This window comes from Paenibacillus sp. PCH8, from assembly GCF_002968835.1.
In the GTDB taxonomy this organism is placed as follows: Bacteria; Bacillota; Bacilli; order Paenibacillales; family Paenibacillaceae; genus Paenibacillus.
In genome coordinates this window covers 1,374,949-1,393,720 of the sequence record NZ_PKQK01000001.1, presented here as the reverse complement: position 1 = coordinate 1,393,720, position 18,772 = coordinate 1,374,949, and the positions used below count along the sequence as shown (strand labels likewise).

General features: G+C 48.1%; 16 protein-coding genes. 1 reads left to right on the top strand and 15 read right to left on the bottom strand.

Annotation, left to right across the window (positions count from 1 at the left end; all coding sequences use genetic code 11):
- Window positions 1-238: 238 nt before the first annotated feature.
- From araA to C0Q44_RS06180, 3 genes are all read right to left on the bottom strand, one after another.
- Complete coding sequence (araA, locus tag C0Q44_RS06190; RefSeq protein ID WP_105406481.1) at window positions 239-1,663, bottom strand: L-arabinose isomerase; 1,425 nt, start codon at window positions 1,661-1,663, stop codon at window positions 239-241.
- Window positions 1,664-2,146: 483 nt separating this feature from the next.
- Complete coding sequence (locus tag C0Q44_RS06185; RefSeq protein ID WP_105406480.1) at window positions 2,147-2,842, bottom strand: L-ribulose-5-phosphate 4-epimerase; 696 nt, start codon at window positions 2,840-2,842, stop codon at window positions 2,147-2,149.
- A gap of 1 nt (window position 2,843) precedes the next feature.
- Complete coding sequence (locus C0Q44_RS06180) at window positions 2,844-4,460, bottom strand: xylulokinase (protein WP_105406479.1); 1,617 nt, start codon at window positions 4,458-4,460, stop codon at window positions 2,844-2,846.
- Window positions 4,461-4,919: 459 nt separating this feature from the next.
- Between C0Q44_RS06180 and C0Q44_RS06175 the strand changes: the two genes are divergently transcribed.
- On the top strand, window positions 4,920-6,008 hold the full coding sequence (locus C0Q44_RS06175; RefSeq protein ID WP_105407616.1) for a GntR family transcriptional regulator: 1,089 nt from the start codon (window positions 4,920-4,922) through the stop codon (window positions 6,006-6,008).
- A gap of 58 nt (window positions 6,009-6,066) precedes the next feature.
- Here the strand turns inward: C0Q44_RS06175 and C0Q44_RS06170 are convergent, their stop codons facing one another.
- From C0Q44_RS06170 to C0Q44_RS06120, 12 genes are all read right to left on the bottom strand, one after another.
- Complete coding sequence (locus C0Q44_RS06170; protein ID WP_105406478.1) at window positions 6,067-9,423, bottom strand: ATP-binding protein; 3,357 nt, start codon at window positions 9,421-9,423, stop codon at window positions 6,067-6,069.
- An 89-nt stretch (window positions 9,424-9,512) separates the two neighbouring features.
- Window positions 9,513-10,511 carry an ABC transporter substrate-binding protein gene (locus tag C0Q44_RS06165; RefSeq protein WP_181150869.1) on the bottom strand — a complete coding sequence of 333 codons (999 nt, stop codon included), beginning with the start codon at window positions 10,509-10,511 and terminating at the stop codon, window positions 9,513-9,515.
- Complete coding sequence (locus C0Q44_RS29835; RefSeq protein ID WP_146113431.1) at window positions 10,508-10,729, bottom strand: hypothetical protein; 222 nt, start codon at window positions 10,727-10,729, stop codon at window positions 10,508-10,510. Before C0Q44_RS29835 ends, C0Q44_RS06165 begins: the two co-directional genes overlap by 4 nt.
- A gap of 54 nt (window positions 10,730-10,783) precedes the next feature.
- Window positions 10,784-11,515 (bottom strand): SDR family NAD(P)-dependent oxidoreductase, encoded by a 732-nt coding sequence (locus tag C0Q44_RS06160; protein WP_181150868.1) that lies wholly within the window; start codon window positions 11,513-11,515, stop codon window positions 10,784-10,786.
- A gap of 25 nt (window positions 11,516-11,540) precedes the next feature.
- Complete coding sequence (locus C0Q44_RS06155; protein ID WP_105406475.1) at window positions 11,541-12,284, bottom strand: SDR family oxidoreductase; 744 nt, start codon at window positions 12,282-12,284, stop codon at window positions 11,541-11,543.
- Window positions 12,281-12,586: an acyl carrier protein gene (locus C0Q44_RS06150; protein WP_219845170.1), complete on the bottom strand. Its 306-nt coding sequence runs from the start codon at window positions 12,584-12,586 to the stop codon at window positions 12,281-12,283. Before C0Q44_RS06150 ends, C0Q44_RS06155 begins: the two co-directional genes overlap by 4 nt.
- 100 nt (window positions 12,587-12,686) lie before the next feature.
- Entirely contained in the window at window positions 12,687-15,146 is a 2,460-nt protein-coding gene (locus C0Q44_RS06145) for a beta-ketoacyl-[acyl-carrier-protein] synthase family protein (protein WP_181150867.1), read from the bottom strand.
- A 16-nt stretch (window positions 15,147-15,162) separates the two neighbouring features.
- On the bottom strand, window positions 15,163-16,053 hold the full coding sequence (locus tag C0Q44_RS06140) for a GNAT family N-acetyltransferase (protein ID WP_105406473.1): 891 nt from the start codon (window positions 16,051-16,053) through the stop codon (window positions 15,163-15,165).
- Window positions 16,022-17,308: a dicarboxylate/amino acid:cation symporter gene (locus C0Q44_RS06135; protein ID WP_105406472.1), complete on the bottom strand. Its 1,287-nt coding sequence runs from the start codon at window positions 17,306-17,308 to the stop codon at window positions 16,022-16,024. Before C0Q44_RS06135 ends, C0Q44_RS06140 begins: the two co-directional genes overlap by 32 nt.
- Window positions 17,309-17,464: 156 nt before the next feature.
- Window positions 17,465-17,848 (bottom strand): hypothetical protein, encoded by a 384-nt coding sequence (locus C0Q44_RS06130; protein WP_105406471.1) that lies wholly within the window; start codon window positions 17,846-17,848, stop codon window positions 17,465-17,467.
- 163 nt (window positions 17,849-18,011) lie between these two features.
- Window positions 18,012-18,329 carry an NHLP leader peptide family RiPP precursor gene (locus C0Q44_RS06125; protein ID WP_105406470.1) on the bottom strand — a complete coding sequence of 106 codons (318 nt, stop codon included), beginning with the start codon at window positions 18,327-18,329 and terminating at the stop codon, window positions 18,012-18,014.
- 38 nt (window positions 18,330-18,367) lie between these two features.
- Window positions 18,368-18,742, bottom strand: a complete 375-nt coding sequence (locus C0Q44_RS06120) for a hypothetical protein (RefSeq protein WP_105406469.1) — start codon at window positions 18,740-18,742, stop codon at window positions 18,368-18,370.
- Between the last annotated feature and the right edge of the window lie 30 nt (window positions 18,743-18,772).

Here is an 18,772-nt window from a genome sequence, read left to right as displayed (position 1 = left end):
TGGGTTGTTGCTCGCCCGGTCTCTGACCGGTACTTTTGTCGATGCGCTTTTACACACAGATCTCGCCATGTGCAAGCATCCTAGCTACAAAGGTGGCTTGGCCCCTCCTTTGATTGGACTTTCACCAACTAGATAATGCGTGCCTCTGGGCACGCTAACAAACAAAGGGCCGAGGGTTAACCCCCGGCCACAGAGAAAGAATTGATATGAGTTCAGGCAGTAGCCCACGCTCCAACTTTTACTTAATAATCACGTACTCCAGATTCACCAGCTTCGCATACGTCACGATCTGATCTGTCGTCAGGTTCAGGGATACGACCGTATGGTGACCGCCACCATTTTCGATCCATGCTCTAACCCCGTCTTGGAAGTTCGGCTTCACGCTCCACAAGACGCGTGCTACTGGCAGGTTAGGTGCTGGAACGGTAGGCTCGAATGCAGACACTTCGTTGATCAGCAATTTGTAGTGGGTACCGAAGTCTGCCATGGATACCACGACACCTTCGCCAGCTTTGCCGTCGAATACGAGACGTGCCGGATCTTCGCGATCGCCAATGCCCAGTGGGGACACAATGATTCTTGGTTTCGTGCTCGCGAGTGTCGGATCTACTTCAAGCATGTGAGATTGAAGGATAGCTTCCTGTCCAGCGGCCATCTCGTAGGTGTAATCTTCCATGAAGCCTGTGTTCTCGTTATGGGCCATGATTTTTAGCAAGCGATCCAGCGCAGCCGTTTTCCAGTCACCTTCACCGGCAAATCCGTACCCTTGAGCCATCAGGCGTTGCACGGCCAGACCCGGAAGTTGTTTCATGCCATGCAGATCTTCGAAGTTTGTCGTGAAGGCACTGTAACCACCTTCGTCCAGGAAACGTTTGATCGCAATTTCATAGCTCGCTTGCACACGTACGCTGGCTTCCCAAGCTTCCTTGCTGTTTGTGCCATAGTCGAATTCGTACAGGTCTGCATACTGAGCAATCAGATCATCGACTTCCTGCTCTGTTACAGCGTTCACGTATTGCACAAGGTCGCCAATGCCGAAGTAATCAACCGTCCATCCGAATTGGATCTGTGCTTCCACTTTATCTCCTTCGGTAACACCCACGTTACGCATGTTATCTCCGAAGCGAGCCACTTTGAGATTGAAGCCTTCGTTAAAGGCAACCGCTACGTCCATCCAGTCTGCAACCTGCTGTTGCACTTCTGGGCGCTCCCAATAGCCGACAACGATTTTGTTTTGTTTTTTCAAACGCGCATTAATGAAGCCATATTCGCGGTCACCATGTGCCGCTTGGTTCAGGTTCATAAAGTCCATGTCGATCGTAGCCCAAGGAATGCTTTCGTTGAATTGGGTAGCCAAGTGCAGCAAAGGTTTTTGCAGCAATTTCGTACCACGAATCCACATTTTCGCCGGGGAGAATGTATGCATCCATGTGATGACACCTGCTACTTCGTCGCGGTAATTGACTTCCTTCATCGTGCTTGTGATTTTATCTGCGCTTACCGCCAGATCCTGCAATACGAGCGGGTACGGCAGTACGCCACTTGCATTAAGGGCATCCGTGATTTTCTGTGCGTTGGCTTTAACTTCGCCCAGTGCTTCTTCTCCGTACAAGTGCTGTGAACCGACCACGAACCAGAATTCTTTTGCTGCTGTTGCTGACATATAATCATCCTCATCTCATTTTTTTATAGTTGAACATATGGGTTTACACTTACCACTCCGAGTGCAGTACCATCTTCCGATCGCTGGTTATCCCCGGATTTTTTTGATTCCCTTTGTAAAGGGAAAATCCTGTGATAAACGCGAGCGCTTCGCTTCTCCAGCTTTCTTCTGTCTTCTCCGTTATCGTGTAAAAAGTATAGTTGAACAAAAGGGTCTACACTTACCACTCCGATTGCAGTACCATCTTCCGATCGCTGGTTATCCCCGGATTTTTTTGATTCCCCTTGTAAAGGGAAAATCCTGTGATAAACGCGGGGTATATCCTTCCGAAGTAGCTTTCTTGCAGAAAGCTTTTAGCTTCGCTTCTTCAGATTGGTTCTGCACTCTCCGCTATCGTGTAAAAGTTTTATACAACTTTATTGGTAGTAGTTACCGACAACTTATTCGCTTGAATTATTATCAACCGATCGTTAAATAACCAAATTACTTCTGTCCGTAATATGCGTCTTTGCCGTGTTTACGCAGATAGTGTTTATCCAAAATACCTTGTGGCAGTTCCTTCGCGAAGTTATTCAATTGCCGCGCGTACAGATTCATTTTGCATACTTCCTCCAGCACGACACTGTTCACCACCGCCGACTTGGCATCTTTCCCCCACGTAAACGGTGCGTGACCATGGAGCAATACAGCCGGGATCGCCATAACATCAATCCCACGCTGCTCAAATGTCTCAATAATGACGCGTCCTGTCTCCGCTTCGTATCCGCGATCCACCTCGGCTTGATTCAGGAAACGTGCACAAGGTACTGCTCCATAGAACGTATCCGCATGTGTCGTGCCCATCACAGGTACATCCAGCCCAGCTTGCGCCCAGATGGTCGCCCATGTGGAGTGTGTGTGCACAATGCCACCAATCTCTGAGTAATGCTTATATAGTACGGCATGTGTTGCGGTATCCGAGGAAGGTCTCATCTCACCCTCTACGACGTTACCGTCCAGATCGACCACAACCATGTCGCTTGCTTTCATCACATCGTAGCTGACGCCACTTGGTTTAATTACGAACAGACCACTTTCCCGATCGATTGCGCTGACGTTACCCCAAGTGAATTTCACAAGTCCGTGCTTGGGCAGTTCCAAATTCGCCTGAAATACCTCTTCTTTCAGTTGCTCTAACATGTTAATTCCTCCCGTTCTCTACCAGATGATCTACAGCTGCCTGCTCAATCGCAAGTCCATTCCGGTAGCGTTCGATAAATGCTTCAAACCCTCTCACATCCGATGCATCCGGCGCCACTTCGACTCCCTCCACATCGTTAAAGACCTTCTGCTCCAGAAACACATCCAGGCTCTCCTCTTGATCCTTGTTGATCATGTACGAAGCCAGAAGTGCCATGCCCCATGCGCCGCCTTCACCAGCGGTAGACATCACCGACACCGGTACGTTCATCGCAGCTGCTACAATCCGCTGTCCAACGACAGGGGTCTTGAACAGGCCACCATGAGCCAGAATGCTGTCAATCGACACCTGCTCTTGCTCTGTCAGGATGTCCATACCGAGCTTGAGTGCGCCGAAAGCACTGAACAGATGTGTCCGCATGAAGTTCGCCAGACTGAAGTTACTTTCAGGGGAGCGGACGAACAATGGACGGCCTTTCTCAAGTCCCGTAATGTTCTCACCCGAGTAGTAACCGTAGCTGAGCAAGCCGCCACCGTCTGGGTCAGCCTCCAAAGCCTTGTTGAACAACACGCTGAACAACTTGCCGTTATCCACTTCATATCCCATCGCCTGAGAGAATTCACGGAACAAGCCAACCCATGCGTTGATATCACTGGAACAGTTGTTGGCATGCACCATCCCTACTGGGCTACCATCCGGCGTGGTGACCATATCGATCTCGGGATACACTTTGGATAATTCCTTCTCCAGTACGATCATCGCGAATACGGATGTACCGACAGAGATGTTCCCTGTACGTTTACGCACACTATTCGTCGCCACCATGCCCGTTCCCGCATCGCCTTCCGGCGGACAGAGCGGAATGCCAGATTGCAGATCTTGCGAAGGGTCGAGCAACTTGGCTCCCGCTTCCGTCAATGCACCTGCATTCTCACCAGCGAGGTATACCTTGGGCAGGAGGTCCTCAACTTTCCACGGATAACCTTTGCCCGCGATCTGTTCATCAAACTGCTGGATCATGGATGGGTGATAATTATGTGTAGACTCGTCTATTGGGAAAATGCCTGAAGCATCGCCGATGCCAATCGCCTTATTGCCCGTCAGCAACCAGTGGATGTATCCAGCCAAGGTTGTCAGGTGATCGATCCGTGGCACATGCGCCTCTTCGTTCAAAACGGCTTGGTACAAGTGGGCAATGCTCCAGCGTTCCGGGATATTGAACTGTAGAAGTTCAGTTAGCTCCCTGGCAGCTGCTCCCGTAGTAGCGTTACGCCAGGTGCGGAAAGGTACCAGCAGTTCGCCCGCATGATCCAATGCAATATATCCATGCATCATGGCCGAGAATCCGATGGAACCGACCGTTCGCAGCGTAATTCCATATTTCTGTTCCACATCTTGCTTCATTTCACGATAAGCCGTTTGCAGACCTGTAATGATATCCTCCTGGTTGTACGTCCAATATCCATCTTTCAGGAGGTTCTCCCATTCATAACTGCCTGACGCGATGGTTTCAAAATGTTCGTCAATCAACACCGCCTTAATCCGCGTTGATCCAAATTCAATTCCAAGTGAAGTAGCGCCCTTGGTAATGGCTTCTTTCAAGTCCAATTGACTCATAATCACGTGTATCCCCTCTCTGGTCGCGATTTCACATCCTAAGGATGGCATATGTTGAGATGCACCCCTGTATAAAGTGCAGCTCCACGTACAGCATAAAGCTAGAATCTATTCCTAATTCGTATAAAGGCTTTCCTATAAGAATGCGCTTTCCTAATCTGACAGCCTTAGTATATTTTTTGTACGTACATTTGTCAATAATAACTGATAGTTATACTTACAATAATCACATACTCGCATGTAATCAGCCTTTTGCAATGTCTTTCAAGGTCTTTTTATCATCCATACTGGCTATGCTGTAAGGTACATCTCATCATTAAAGAGCCCGAAGTGTACGCATTATTGCGAAATTTGTACGGTTTCATTCTCAACTCTATAGAATCATGCTAAAATATGTACGTACAACTATTTGTACAACCCTGTTTCTATAGATAAGTCATGATGAAAGAAGTGGATTTCATGAAGCCCAAATACCAAGTCATTATTGATGATATAAAGAGTCATATCCTTTCGGGAACCTATAGCATAGGCGAACAGATTCCAACGGAGTCCGCATTGCAGGACAGCTACAATGTAAGTCGTCAGACGGTTAGGAAGGCCATTTTGGAGTTATCGAACGAAGGGTTTCTGCGAAGCGAAAAGGGTTCAGGCACCTATGTTAGCAATCAGTACCGATCCCGCTCGGGCGGTAATACGTCTAAGAAAACGATTGGCGTGATCACGACGTACATCTCGGATTACATCTTCCCATCCATTATTCGCGGTATTGAGAGTCGTCTGAATGAGGACAACTATTCGCTACTGCTCGCAAGTACCAATAATGATGTGGCTCAGGAGAAAAAAGCGCTCGAAATGATGCTCTCCTACGGTGTAGATGGCCTGATTATCGAACCGACCAAGAGCAATCTGTACAATCCCAATATTGCGTATTACCTTTCGTTCAAGGAACAGGATGTGCCGTTTACAATGATTAATGCGTTCTATGAGGAGCTGGAGGTTCCGTTCTTCTGCCTGGATGACGTGCAATCCAGCTATCTTGCCACTCGGGAATTGATTTCCAAAGGCCACACCCAGATCGGCATTATAGCTAAGATGGATGACTTGCAAGGCAAATATCGGATGAAGGGGTACATCAAGGCGCTGGGTGAAGCGAAGCTACGGTTCCATCCGGAGCAAGTGCTTTCCTTTGATACCGCATCGAAACCAGCGTTATCCTCTAATGTAGCAACGTATCTGAATGAAAACAGGGATGCGCTCACTGCGATCGTCTGTTACAACGACGAGGTGGGACTAGAGGTCGTGCACGCTTGCAGGCAACTGGGTATCTCCATCCCGGATGAGTTATCCATCATTGGTCAGGACAATTCATACATCGCCAAGAACGCCAACATCCGGCTTACCACACTAACTCATCCTCAGGAGCAGATGGGCCGCGACGCCGCCGATTGGGTGATTAAGAACCTGCAAGGCAAAAAGGATCTGCCTACGAACACCTACTATCAACCGGTACTGGTTGAAGGGGAAACGGTGAAAGAGGTTAGATCCTAGACATTTGATGTTCCTGACTGTAGTTGAATGATTCTAGTTGGTGCTTTTCACTCCCGTTTTATTCCAGAACATATAGCGGGAGTGTGAAGTAGAATGTGCTGCCCACCTCCAACGTGCTTTCTACATGGATTTCTCCTTCATGGTACTGGACGATCTCTTTGGCGATGGCCAAGCCAATACCACTACCCTGGATGGCTGGATTCCGCTTCTCCCGGAAGAATCGATCGAATACAAAGGGAAGCGAGTCCTCCCGAATGCCTGCACCATTATCCTGAACACGTATGGTCAGTTCTCCTACGGTACCATCTTCAGCATCCCATTCTTCGATATCGCAACTAATCCGAATTCGGCCTTCTGCCCCTGTATGCTGAATCGCATTGAACACCAGATTGGTCAGCACCTGTGTAATCCGATCCATATCCACAACGGCATGGTACTGATCCAACTTGGCTGCTTCAAAGGTAAGCTCAAAATCATATTGCATTTCGGCACGTACAACATCCAGCATGAATTTATCCTTGATTTTCATTACCAGCTCCTGAAGTGTCATCATGAGGAAGACCATTTCGGATTTGCCTGACTCCAGTCGTGACAACTCGAATAGATCATGAATCAGACGGTTTAAGCCCAGCGCTTTGACTAGAACCATCTGCAAATATCTGTTTTTATCCTCTTCCTGTTCTACCAGTCCAGATACAATTGCCTCCACATAGCCTTGAATGGCTGTCATCGGTGTACGAAGCTCATGGGAAATATCGCTAAGTAAACGCCTGCGGGATAGCTCCAGCAAGCTTAAATTTTTGTTTTTGCGTTCCAATTCCATGGTGCGCTCATGAATACGATATTCCAGATTGGTGTTCAGTTCGGATAGTTGCTCGTTCAGTTCAGCAAGCTGATGTGCATTCAGGCTTAATTCCTCAACCGATCTCTTCAATTGCAACAGCGTCAGAACACGACTCACCAGCTCATTACGACCAATCGGCTTCGATATATAATCATTCGCGCCCGCTCTGAAGCAAGCTTCAATCGTCTGATCTCGATTACTTGCTGTCATAATCAGGATCGGCAGCTCAATTAAACTATATTTTTCCCGGATCAATCCGCACAGCTCATACCCCGACATACCGATCATCATCAGATCCGCAATCACCAGATCAACTTCATGTAATTCATCCATACGTGCTAGCACTTCAGCACCACTACTAGCTATCTCAAACACACAGGATAAAGAGGTCAGTTGTTGAATGGCCACTTGCAGATTGACCGGCTCGTCATCTACAACAAGCACGCGATAGGGACGCTGCTCCGACATATGTAAGTCCGAGCTGCCCTCTGATCGGGTATATGAAGCCGTTGCCGCGGATTCATCCATGTTATTGTCAGACTTTTGCTTGATGAACAGAGCCATCCTGCTTGGCTTATTTTGCTCTGGCAACCGCTCAGTTGAACCATTTACCAACTGATTACGAATCGTAAAGCTGAACAGGGAGCCTTTCCCTACCTTTGAGGATACGTTAATTTCCCCTCCATGCAATTCGACAAGTTGCTTCGTAATTTTGAGACCAAGGCCTGTTCCTGTATCATCAATAGATTCAAGCTTCTCGAACGGGTTGAAGATCATTTCGAACTTGTCCTCCGCTATACCGATGCCCGTATCCTCGACACGAATCTCTACATAATCACGATGATAGGTTGCACTTACAACCACATGCCCAGAGGGCGTATACTTGATCGCATTGCCAATTAGATTGAATAAAATTTGCTGCATTCGATTGTCATCTGCATAGATCGGCGGAAAATCCGTGCCAATATGATTGTTCAACACCAGACTTCTGCCAGTGACCAGTGGCTTGACAACGGTTAGCACCACCTGCGTCAGTTGGTGCAGATCAATTTTGACAATATGTAATCGCATATCATTATTATTCAACAGAGCGTAGTCCAGAATATCATTAATCAAATAGGACATACGCTGACCGCTCGATACAATCATGTTGAGATGCACACGCTGGTTATCCTCCATCCGATCATCCATACTGTACAATAGGGATTGTGCCAGTCCGATAATGCCATTCAGCGGCGTGCGGAGTTCATGTGAGGTATTCGCGAGAAACTCGTCCTTTACTTTATCCAGATCAAGCAGGCGTGACGATAAACGTTCATTGGTTTTGATTGCATTGGAGAATTTGATCGATACAATGACGGATAAACAAATAATGAGAAACAACAGTCCATATGGAAAATAAATACCTGTTCTAATGGTCTGATTGCTCATCAAAATATCATTAATAACGGTAATGAAGAAGACAAAGGTACCTGCCAACATGAGATTGGCACCGGACATTCTATGGATCGCAGCCTTAATTACATACTGTATCAGCACAAAACCGATCACGGTCGCATAAACCTGCATGACCCCTGCCAACTTCGTATATACCTGAACCGGAGATACCATAATGAACAAGGTGAGCAGCACGCCTGGAACCATTAATACATTTCGCAGCCGTTTCGTCATTTGATCTGGGAAACTGTAATAGAAAAACAACACAAATAACGGGGCACTCCCGAGAAATCCGATATATTCAATTTTGATAAAGGCATTATCATTGAGCCCTTGGAGAAAGATGGATACTATGTATTGAGATTGAGCACTGTTTTTCATAGCTAGCAAAACACAAATCAGGCCAAAAAATAAAGATTCCCAATTTTTGCGCAAGAGGACAAATAAAAGAATGTGGTACAGCCCCATAATAAGCACACAGCCAATTAACAGGCTTTCGAACACGAGCTTCTGTTTCATATTATGATTCAGACTGTCGTAATTCCCCAAGGTTAGTGAAGCAAACAAACCCGCTTTGCGCTGCGTGTAGTTAGACACCTGAATGACAATGTCTGCCTCCTTGAGCCCTGCTTCCAATCGAAGCAGCGACGGAACCATATATGGATTCGCCTCTGACTCGCTGCGGCCTACAACACCACTTTCGGACACCAGTTTCCCATTGATCCAGATTCGGTGGGCCGTCGTAATGCCTTTGGTGATCAGTCCCAGTTCGGTGTCCGACTGTGGTAGTTGTACCCTAAGATGATAGGTGGCGTACCCTTTGCTTGGACGTCTCTCTCCGCCAGCTTCACTCTTATCCCATGAGCTGGGAACGGTAAGGTACTCCGCTTGGCCTGCTCTGCCTGCTGCAAAATCATCAGGCTCCAGCAATTGATTCCAATAAAACTCCCATTCTCCGTCCAGCCGGCTACCCTCACCCAGAATCTGCTCCTGTGACGTAATCGTAAGCTTACCCCTGCTCGCTTGAGGCTTGTCTTCATCTGAATTCAATTGAAAAGCCATCAGGATAATAAATATACATACAGCGAGAACTACCGGAATGCAATAGTAGAGGAAGGATACACGTTTTCTCATAGCAGCTTCACCGCTGATTACCCCTTTTATCCATCAAATAAAATAGCACAGCCATCGTGCTCACCTATGCATCATACCATAGCATTTTTCTATAGTTCATTGTTTTCAAAGTGTTTTTCAATTTCCTTTTTCTCCATATGAAGATACGTGTTAATCCACTGGTGGAGATGATACCGCTGCGGATCAACTGCAATGGCAATATCATCATCATGATCATCCAGTTGGACAAATTGCAATTGAAGGGCATACGCCGGGAACTTTTTGAGATAACGGGAAATTTCAAAAGCATCATATACGACTGCCAGCACATCTCCCTTCCGCACTCCATCAAATAGCTCTGCCGAGTTAAGATAGCCCATCTGATTTTGATCGGGAAAAAGATCATGTGCAAAACCCACATAAGAGGTCCCTGCCACAATACCAATTCGTTCGCCTCGTCCTTGGATGAGTGCAAGTGGATCAGTAACATCACCCTGATCATCCATTGCCGCAAGCTGCAAGCGGTTAATCAGCAGTGCTTGTTTCAAATTCAGATAAGCATCAGAAAATAATACCCGCTTCGCCCGCTCCAATGTCATACTCAGCTTGGATACGCCAATATCCACCTTACTCGTGGACACTTGATGAATGACTTCATCAAATGAATCGGCTGTACGAATAAATTCAGCATGCACGCCAAGCTTGAATGCAATATCATTGGCCAGATCCACATCGCTTCCCCGCAACACACCCTGATCATCAACATAAAAAAAAGGATAGCGGTCCTCGTGATAGAGGGCGACCCGAAGTTTGCCTCTGCTCAGAATGTCCCGAATATCCGACGGGTACGCTTTTAATTGCTGTTGGGTATACACTGGGAGTTCTGTTTTGCCCTCACCATTCTTCTTGTCGTCCACTCCCTCTTTCACAGACGGAGCCGAAGAATCTACCGGAGTTGGGCTGGTGACAGCTGAGCTTTCCGTTTCAACATGTTGTTCTGACTCCAATGAATAGCCCTGTTGTAACTTGCTTGCACATGATGTCGTCAATATGGATATTGCCAACACCAAAAACAAGCAGAAGGCCAAGCGACCGTATGTACCGATCATTGCTGGCCATCCTCCCCTCCATGTGAAACTTGAGTTTTGCGAAAGCAAACTGCGCATACGGTCATATCATACACAGCAATACGAACGTAGCAAAGTCTGCAGCGTGGAATAGAGACGGTTGCCAGACCTCCAACAACCTCTTCCAGTTCTGCTTCTAACAGTTCATCGACCTGCCTGATTTCCTCTTTATGATTGTTCTCGGCCTGCTGGTGCTCCATATGCCCGCCTCTTTCAAAGATTACCTTTCAGCCAAGTCGCGTCCTCATGTTCAGCTAGAGAACAGACTGAATCCCGTAACCCCATGTCGTATTTTGACCACTCATCCCATGCCCGTAATCAATAAGCAGACCCAACCCTTCGACCAATTCTTCCAATGCTGGCACTGGCGGTTTTAAGGCATATATATCAAACGCTTTGCGTTGATTGCGTCCGGTGGACACGTTGTTCTCTCTCTGAAAATATCCAAACGTCATTGCATTGACGCTAACCCGGAATGGAGAGAGTTCCTTGGCGAAGCTTTTGACAAAAGCAAGCGCTCCCTGGTTATACACCGGGGAGGAAGGAAAGCCGTTGTAATACAGTGAATCCGCCAACATCGGCACAATAATCTGCCCCCGCTGCTTGCGAGCCATTACAGCTCCTGCTGCCCGGCTGTACATGAACAGCTCATGTAGCAACCCGTAACTTTGCAGAGCAAAATCAGCAGGATTATGCCGTAGCTCTTCCAATTCATCTACCCAATGGTTACCGTGGATATATAGATCAAGTCCTTGCATTTGCGCGGCGTGCTCCGCTACCAGCGATTCAATGGCTTTCATTTCAATGACTGGTGCAACAATCGTATGAACTTGATCCTGCCATTGCGGCGGCAAGTTGTCTCTAAACGCGTCAGCCTGCGATGCCATCTGAAAGCTTGCCGTGACACGCATATCCCGCTGTAGCAAATACAGCGCGATCGCTGTGCCTGAAGCCGATTCGGCATGATGCAACAATACGTTCTTCATCGTCGTTCCCCCATTCCAATCATGCTTAACGCAAGAATCCGCCATCCAGTTTCAACGTATGACCTGCGTGATAACTGGCCATGGGCCCCGCCAAATACATAACCGCATCGGTTACCTCTTCGACTGAACCAAGCCTCCCGACTGCTGTATGTCTCAGGAAGTCTGCCATTTTCTCTGTCGGAACGCCTTGGGCCATATCCGTATCAATCATGCCTGGCGCGATGGCACTAACATGAATATTCTGCGAGGCATACAGCCGGGCATACAGCTTCGTCAGGCCCATAATGGCACCTTTGGAAGCAGCATAATTCGTCTGGCCTTCACGGCCATAAATGCCGCTGACGGACACCATATTAATAATGGCGCCCTTTCCTTGACGCAGCATATAACTCACGGCTTCCTGCGAACAGTAGCAGGTACCGATAAAGTTCGTATCCAGCACTTCCTGCCACTGCTGCTCTTCCATGAAGAGTGCCATATGATCACTCGTACGTCCTGCATTGTTGACTAGCACATCCAGCTGACCATACGTATCCACGATGTCTTTCATCACCTCGGCTACCCAAGCCTGATCGCTGACAGAACCTTTGTACAAGCTGATCTGCCCGCCAGCTTCCTTCGCAATGTCCTTCAACTGCTCGGCTGCTTCATCATCCCGTGCGTAAATACCGGCAACGACAGCACCTTCCGCCATGAATCTCAGGGCGATAGCCCGGCCAATGCCGCGTGTTACACCCGTAATCAGAATGACGTGATCCTGGAAGGTCATGATCCTTCTGTTCCATTCTGCCGACTTGCCATAATCAGCTCCGCAATGGACTGCACATCCTTCAGATGAATTTTCAATTCATCCGCCGGAATCTGCTCTACCGCCACCCCGTACAACTCCTCCATACCGACCATCACCTCAAATGCTTCAACCGAATCGAGGCCCAGCCCCTCACCGAACAAAATCAGATCGTCCGCAATTTCCTCTACTGTTATATCCTCAAGTCTAAGTCTGTCAATTAACAACTTTTGCTTGATCGTCAGCTTAACGGTATCCATATCCAAAATCTGCTCTACACCCATTCGTATGTGCCTCCTCAGGTATTAACCTTCTATTAATGATTATGATGATGTCTATGATGTCGATGATTTTGAAAAGAAACCCGCTGCTCACATACGCTTATCAGTCGTTCCACGCACTAACAACTGCGGCTGAATAGCTGCCGTTGGCGGTCGAGCTTACCACTAGAACATGCTGGAGCCGGTCTGTCTGTGGCACACCCAGATGAGCATAAGAACCGCTCGCATATGGACTCACAGCTGAACCACTTACTAGCTCCGCCGCCGCAGCAAGATGAAGCATCGAACTGTAGGACTCGCCATACCCGGCATAAGCATTGAAGCTAATGATGGGCGGCGTTGAATATTCTGCGGTACATGAGGATAAGGCTTGGAGCTCTATTTCCGTTTCCCCAGGTCTGCCGATGGTATTCAGCAAAATACAGTTAATCTGCGCCATGCCAATGCCCGCTTCATCTAATGCTGCCGCTACCGCCCGGCACAGCGTCGCTTCTCGCTGGAGGCCAATGGCTGCTGTGCCAAAGGCTGTGCCGAAGCCGCTTAATTCCGCATATATATCGGACTCGCTATGCACGGCTTGCTCCGCATCACGTAGCATTATACACACGCTACCTTCCACCATATGGAAGCGACTTGCTTGCAAGCCTTTAGCTCGATCAATGTCACTCGATAGTGCGGAACGTTCATCTCCTGCGCCAATAAGACAGCTCGTTAATGTCTGCTCACGAATTTTCCCTGCTGCATACAGCGCGGCTGTTAATCCCTCGTTACCTCCTGTGCTGAACGAACTGTTGAAGCCCAGCAGCTTCAGCTTCTCGGCTGTCTGTCCCGCCACCGAATTGATCACGGTGTGTGGGAAATATATGCTGCTCGCATATTCCGGCCCCTTCACGAATACAGACTCCAGATATTGAGAGATGCTATCTGTACTGCCGCGGGCTGTGCCATAAATAAAGCCAAGTTCTTCCTTCTCCTGCTCGGTTATATGAGCATCCTGTAATGCAGCAAGTGCGGCTCCAATCGTATTCTGCGACAGCTGATTCATTCTGCGCTCATATTTGCTTTTGTCATATTCCTTTAGGGAAAAGGAGGCTGGGCTGGCTGCATCTATAGGAGAGGAAAAAGAAGCTGCCTCCGCAAGCCAGTTCACAATTCCGCCCGAGTGGATACGCCCCCCACCAACAGCACCAATACCCGTAATAACCACTCGCCGCTTGGCATGGGGTGCTGGATTTCCCCTATTCGGCGCTGCAACATCACTCAGATCGGTCCGTAGCAATAACGAAACGTTATGTCCGCCAAAGGCCGCATTATTGCTGACGATATACTTGGGACGCATCGGACGCATGTTGTGCTGGATAATATCCACTTCTTCGCAACCCTCACGCGCCGTGTCAAAATGAAGCGTTGCTGGCACATAACCTTGCTTGATCGCGTATAGCGAAGTCACAAGCTCCAGCGCAGCGGCAGTACCCAAACTGTGCCCGAAATACGCCTTGCTTGAGCTGACTGGAATAGTTAACTGCTCACCGAAGCTGCGCTTCAAACCGTTCAGTTCCGCGCGGTCATTGGCCTGTGTTCCCGTACCATGTGCGTTAATATACGCAATATCGCGCTTTGCAACCTGACCCAGATTAAGCGCCATATCCACCGCCCGCTGCATCCCTGCCCCTTCCGGGTGTGGTGCGGTCATATGATGAGCATCATTGCTCAGCCCGTATGCACATAACTCTGCGTAGATGGTCGCCCCGCGCTGAACAGCAGCATCGAGCCGCTCCAGCACAACAAATGCTGCGCCTTCGCCCAGATTAAGGCCATAACGGCTGCCAAATGGGGAGGAAGGCAGCGGATTAAGCGCCCGGAGTACATTAAATCCGGCATATACACTATGCGACAGCGGATCGGAGCCGCCTGCGAGCATGACATCAGCATAACCCCAGCGAATCATATCGCTGGCATAGCCGATTGCATTGCCACTAGCGGCACATGCCGTATTTAACGTCGCCACCGGTCCCTGTACGCCGAGCCACTGTGCCGTATCATCACCCTGCTGATAAAAGGGATAGTTCGCGGTATTCTCTTCATCCAGTGCCGACAGATTCCATTGCTTCTCCAGCGATAATATACCACCATTACATGTTCCAAGTGACAGTCCAACCCTGGAGGCTGGAAGCGGATGCACAGCATCATTAACCTGACTCGTCGCAGCCACCATTGCAGGCATATCAGCTAACCCCCCAGCATGAGCCTGAACAAGAGCAGCTTCTGGTGCAATAGCCAGACCACTGCTGTGTAGCGCCTGCTTCGCGGCTGCAATCGCATAGCGTGCACACCAGTCCATCGACTGCTCTGCGGTATCCGCGAGAGCCTTTGCCCGCCAGGATTCGTCCAGTTGTCCCGCAAGCGAGCTTAACAACGCATCTGTATTGAAACGAGTCACTTTCCCAATCCCCGTCTCCGCTGCAAACATCCGCTCAAAGACGATCTGAGGTTCATTGCCCAGTGCACACAACACACCTATGCCCGTTATGGCTATCCGTTGGCCGCGTTCATTGTCTTTCATGCTCATCCCCCAATCCCTACTTTAATGACAGATAACTAACCCGCTTCTCACTCGTCTTCCATGAATAAGGTGCAAGCCACTGTTGGGCGAGCTTCATCATGACAGGGGTCGTCCGGTTTACCGTAAAAATACCGTAAGGAATACCTGCTTCCAATTGAAGCCGGATTGACCTCGCCAACATATGAAAAGCTAAACCTACCTGCTGATATTCGGGTGCAATGTATACTGCATCGTACAATATCGTGTCATCGGTTAATCGATACGTCATCGACCAGCCCTGAATCCCCTGCTCCGAGCGAAGTCCGAGACTATTGCTGGGCTCTAAAGGTGCAAAATTTTTGAACGGGGACAGGAAGTCTGGAATAATAGCCTCTGTTGATTCAATAGATCGTTTAAGCTCTTTTTCCGGCTGATCGGCCCATAGAAACAGCTCCAATCCGTTTGGCAAAGGACGTTCCCGCAACCAGCTTGCGCGAGCGATATCGCTATTGATATGGAAAACAATCGCTTCGCATATGGGCTGTGTCCAGCCTTCATGCTGTAGCCACGCTTCGATTGTTTCTGTAGAAGATTTACCGGCGTAATAGTAGACTCCAAGGTTCTGGACTTGCTTTTCCAGACAAAGGCTCCGCACTTCTTCCATGATGGAGGAGGCCATTCCCTTCCTGCGCCATGCCTTCGTGACGAACAGGCATTGCAGTATCGCATGCTGTGCCGTCGCCCCTTCTCTCAGCTCCAGAACAGCCAAACCAACCGGCGTATCCGCCACTTCAGCCCCCACCAGTACGTATCGAGTGTGCTCAGGGTGGTTCCTCTCACTCTGCTCCAATTGCAAATAAAGCCACTGATACATGAGCGGCTGGTATTTCAGTCTGTCATCCGACGTTAATCGCTTGATCTTGTACATAATGTTCCTTCCTGGCTGACAGAAGTGAAGCTGTAGCGCAATTCATGGACACATTCGCCGCTGTAATAATGGGATCAATAATTGGATTAATGGCGAGTAGTAGAATAATCGTCACTTCGGCTGGAAGCTTCAACATGCCTGCTATAATGGCAATCATGCCAATGGATACGACACCCGGAGACCCCGCACCTGCGATAGAAGTTAATACAGCCCCTAACAGCACCAGCATCCACTGCATGATCGTAAATTCGTATTCATACAATTGAGCGGTAAATGCAATGCCTAGTGTATACACAAGCACCATGCTGTAACGGCACATAATCATACCAATCGGCACAACGAGTTGAATGACGTGTGACTGCAGCTTCAGCTCTTTGCTTAAAGCATGCATACAAGATGGAACGGTAGCAATACTGTTTCGCGTACCAAATGCGATGATAAGTGACTCCTTCAACGCTTTGGCGATCACCCTTGGGGGCTGGCGCAATTGCAAGGATAGTACAGCAACGGAAATGACAATCAATACGACACTAACCAGATAAAACACCAGAATCAACTTCAACATCGCGGGCAGAATATCCAGGTTCAGACTCGCAAACTGTCCGGCCATCATGCAGAACAAGGCAAACGGCAGTGCGTACATCGACCAGGAAATCGCCTTCTGAAAAGCACCGAACAATACGTCAGCCAATTGAAGTACATCCTCCCCTTGCCTTGTTCGCATCATGCCAACGGCTACACCAACAATGACGGAGAAAAACAAAATTTGCAGCGTATTGTTCTCCATTAGTGCTGTAAAAATATTGGACGGGATCATGTCGAGTAAAAACAGCAAAATCCCTTGCGATTTCTCTTCTTCGACGGATGTCCCCTTCGCATTGGAGTCATTAACAATCGCACCAAGTACCTGCTTCGATTGCTCAGGCAAACCTGCTCCCGGATGCCCAATTTCACCAGCCGTAATTCCAAACACGCCGGAAATGATAAGTGCAATAGCGTAAACGAGGCACATACGCCCAATCGTTTTTACCGCACCACTTTGAATAAACAAGCTTCCAATGCTGGATATAATCGCAGTCATCATAATCGGGATGACACACATTTTCAGAAAGGATAAGTACAGATCACCGAAATCCGCCACAGCATGAGCGATGCTCGGCGCATATAGCCCCGTGGCTATACCAGACAACATGCACAGCATAATCATCCAGAACGACTTAATCCATTTGAATGACGAAACAGAAACAACCGACACACAAGCACCCTCTTGTTAGCTACGCAACGATACCGCTTCTATGACAATCACTGCCAAGTTGCTGTCCCACTCATCGCTTCACTATAAATTTGGAGCGATATCGCACCTGACGGCAGATATCACTCCAATGAAAGTTCTATTTAAGATTGAAAGAAATTATGATTTGCTGATATTTGAAGCTGCTGCATTACCAATGTTAGTACCCACGCCAATAGCTGCCCGCGCTGCGTCTTCAGCAATGCTGCCTACACCAGTGAAGAAATCAGTTGCGCCCTGTTTGCTGCCACCAGCAACAGATTCGAGTTCCGTTTCAGTCAACTCATCTTCTGTACCGCGTGCTTCTGGCAATACGATGGTTGCATGGTAGCCTGTTGCATCAACGATGTTGATTTTGAATTCTTGAGGTACCTCTTGTCCTGTCGCTTCTTTAATTGCTGCGTAGATGTCGCTTACTGCCAGTGCGCGAAACGCTGCATCTGTATTCGCTTTTGCAATTACTGCATTCACCGTATCCGTAACTTGCTGTTCAGTCCAACTCATCTTCTAATTCCTCCAATAATGTAGTTTTGTTCCTTACAAATATAAGAATAACAGTCCAGATTCAATCTGCTCTCAACTCTAATTCAATTTTAGTTCAAATATTTTAACCTTTATTTGGTAATGAAGCCACGATCCTTAGATTCAACCTCAACCGCTCTCAATTTTAGCGAGTTGGCATCGTTGACAGCCGTCTGCCGAACTCTTCAAAACCCTCTTTGCTTCCACCAGCAACGGATTCGAGTTCGGTTTCTGTCAATTCATCTTCTGCACCACGCACTTCTGGCAATACGATTGTTGTATGATAGCCTGTTGCATCGACAATGTTGATTTTAAATTCTTGTGGAACCTCATGTCCTGTCTCTGCTTTAATGGCTGCGTAGATATCACTTATTGCCAATGCGCGAAACGCTGCATCCGAACCTGCTTTCGCCAGAACGGCCTCTACCGTTTCATTCAACTGCTCCTGTGTCCAACCACTCATGTTTAATTCCTCCAATTTTAATTCAAATCTTTAAACTTTTATTTGGTAATAATGCCGCCATTTACTGGAAATGATATGGGGCCGATGGGCTTTACTTCATTATGAAAACGCATATCCGTAGTTGAAGCCGTACCTCCCAAGAGACCTATTCCACTGCCACCAGCAACGTTATCAAGCTCCGTATCTGTCAGTTCATCAGCAGCATTACGTACTTCTGGCAATATAATGGTTGCGTGGTACCCTGTTGCATCCACGACTCTAATTTTGAATTGTTGCGGCACCTCATGCCCCGTTGCTGCTCTGATCGCTGCATAGATATCACTCACTGCTAATGCACGAAACTCTGCATCCGAACCTGCTTTTGCCAGAACGGCCTCTACCGTTTCATTCAACTGCTCTTGTGTCCAACTCACGCTTCATTCCTCCTCAGATTCTTTTTAGTA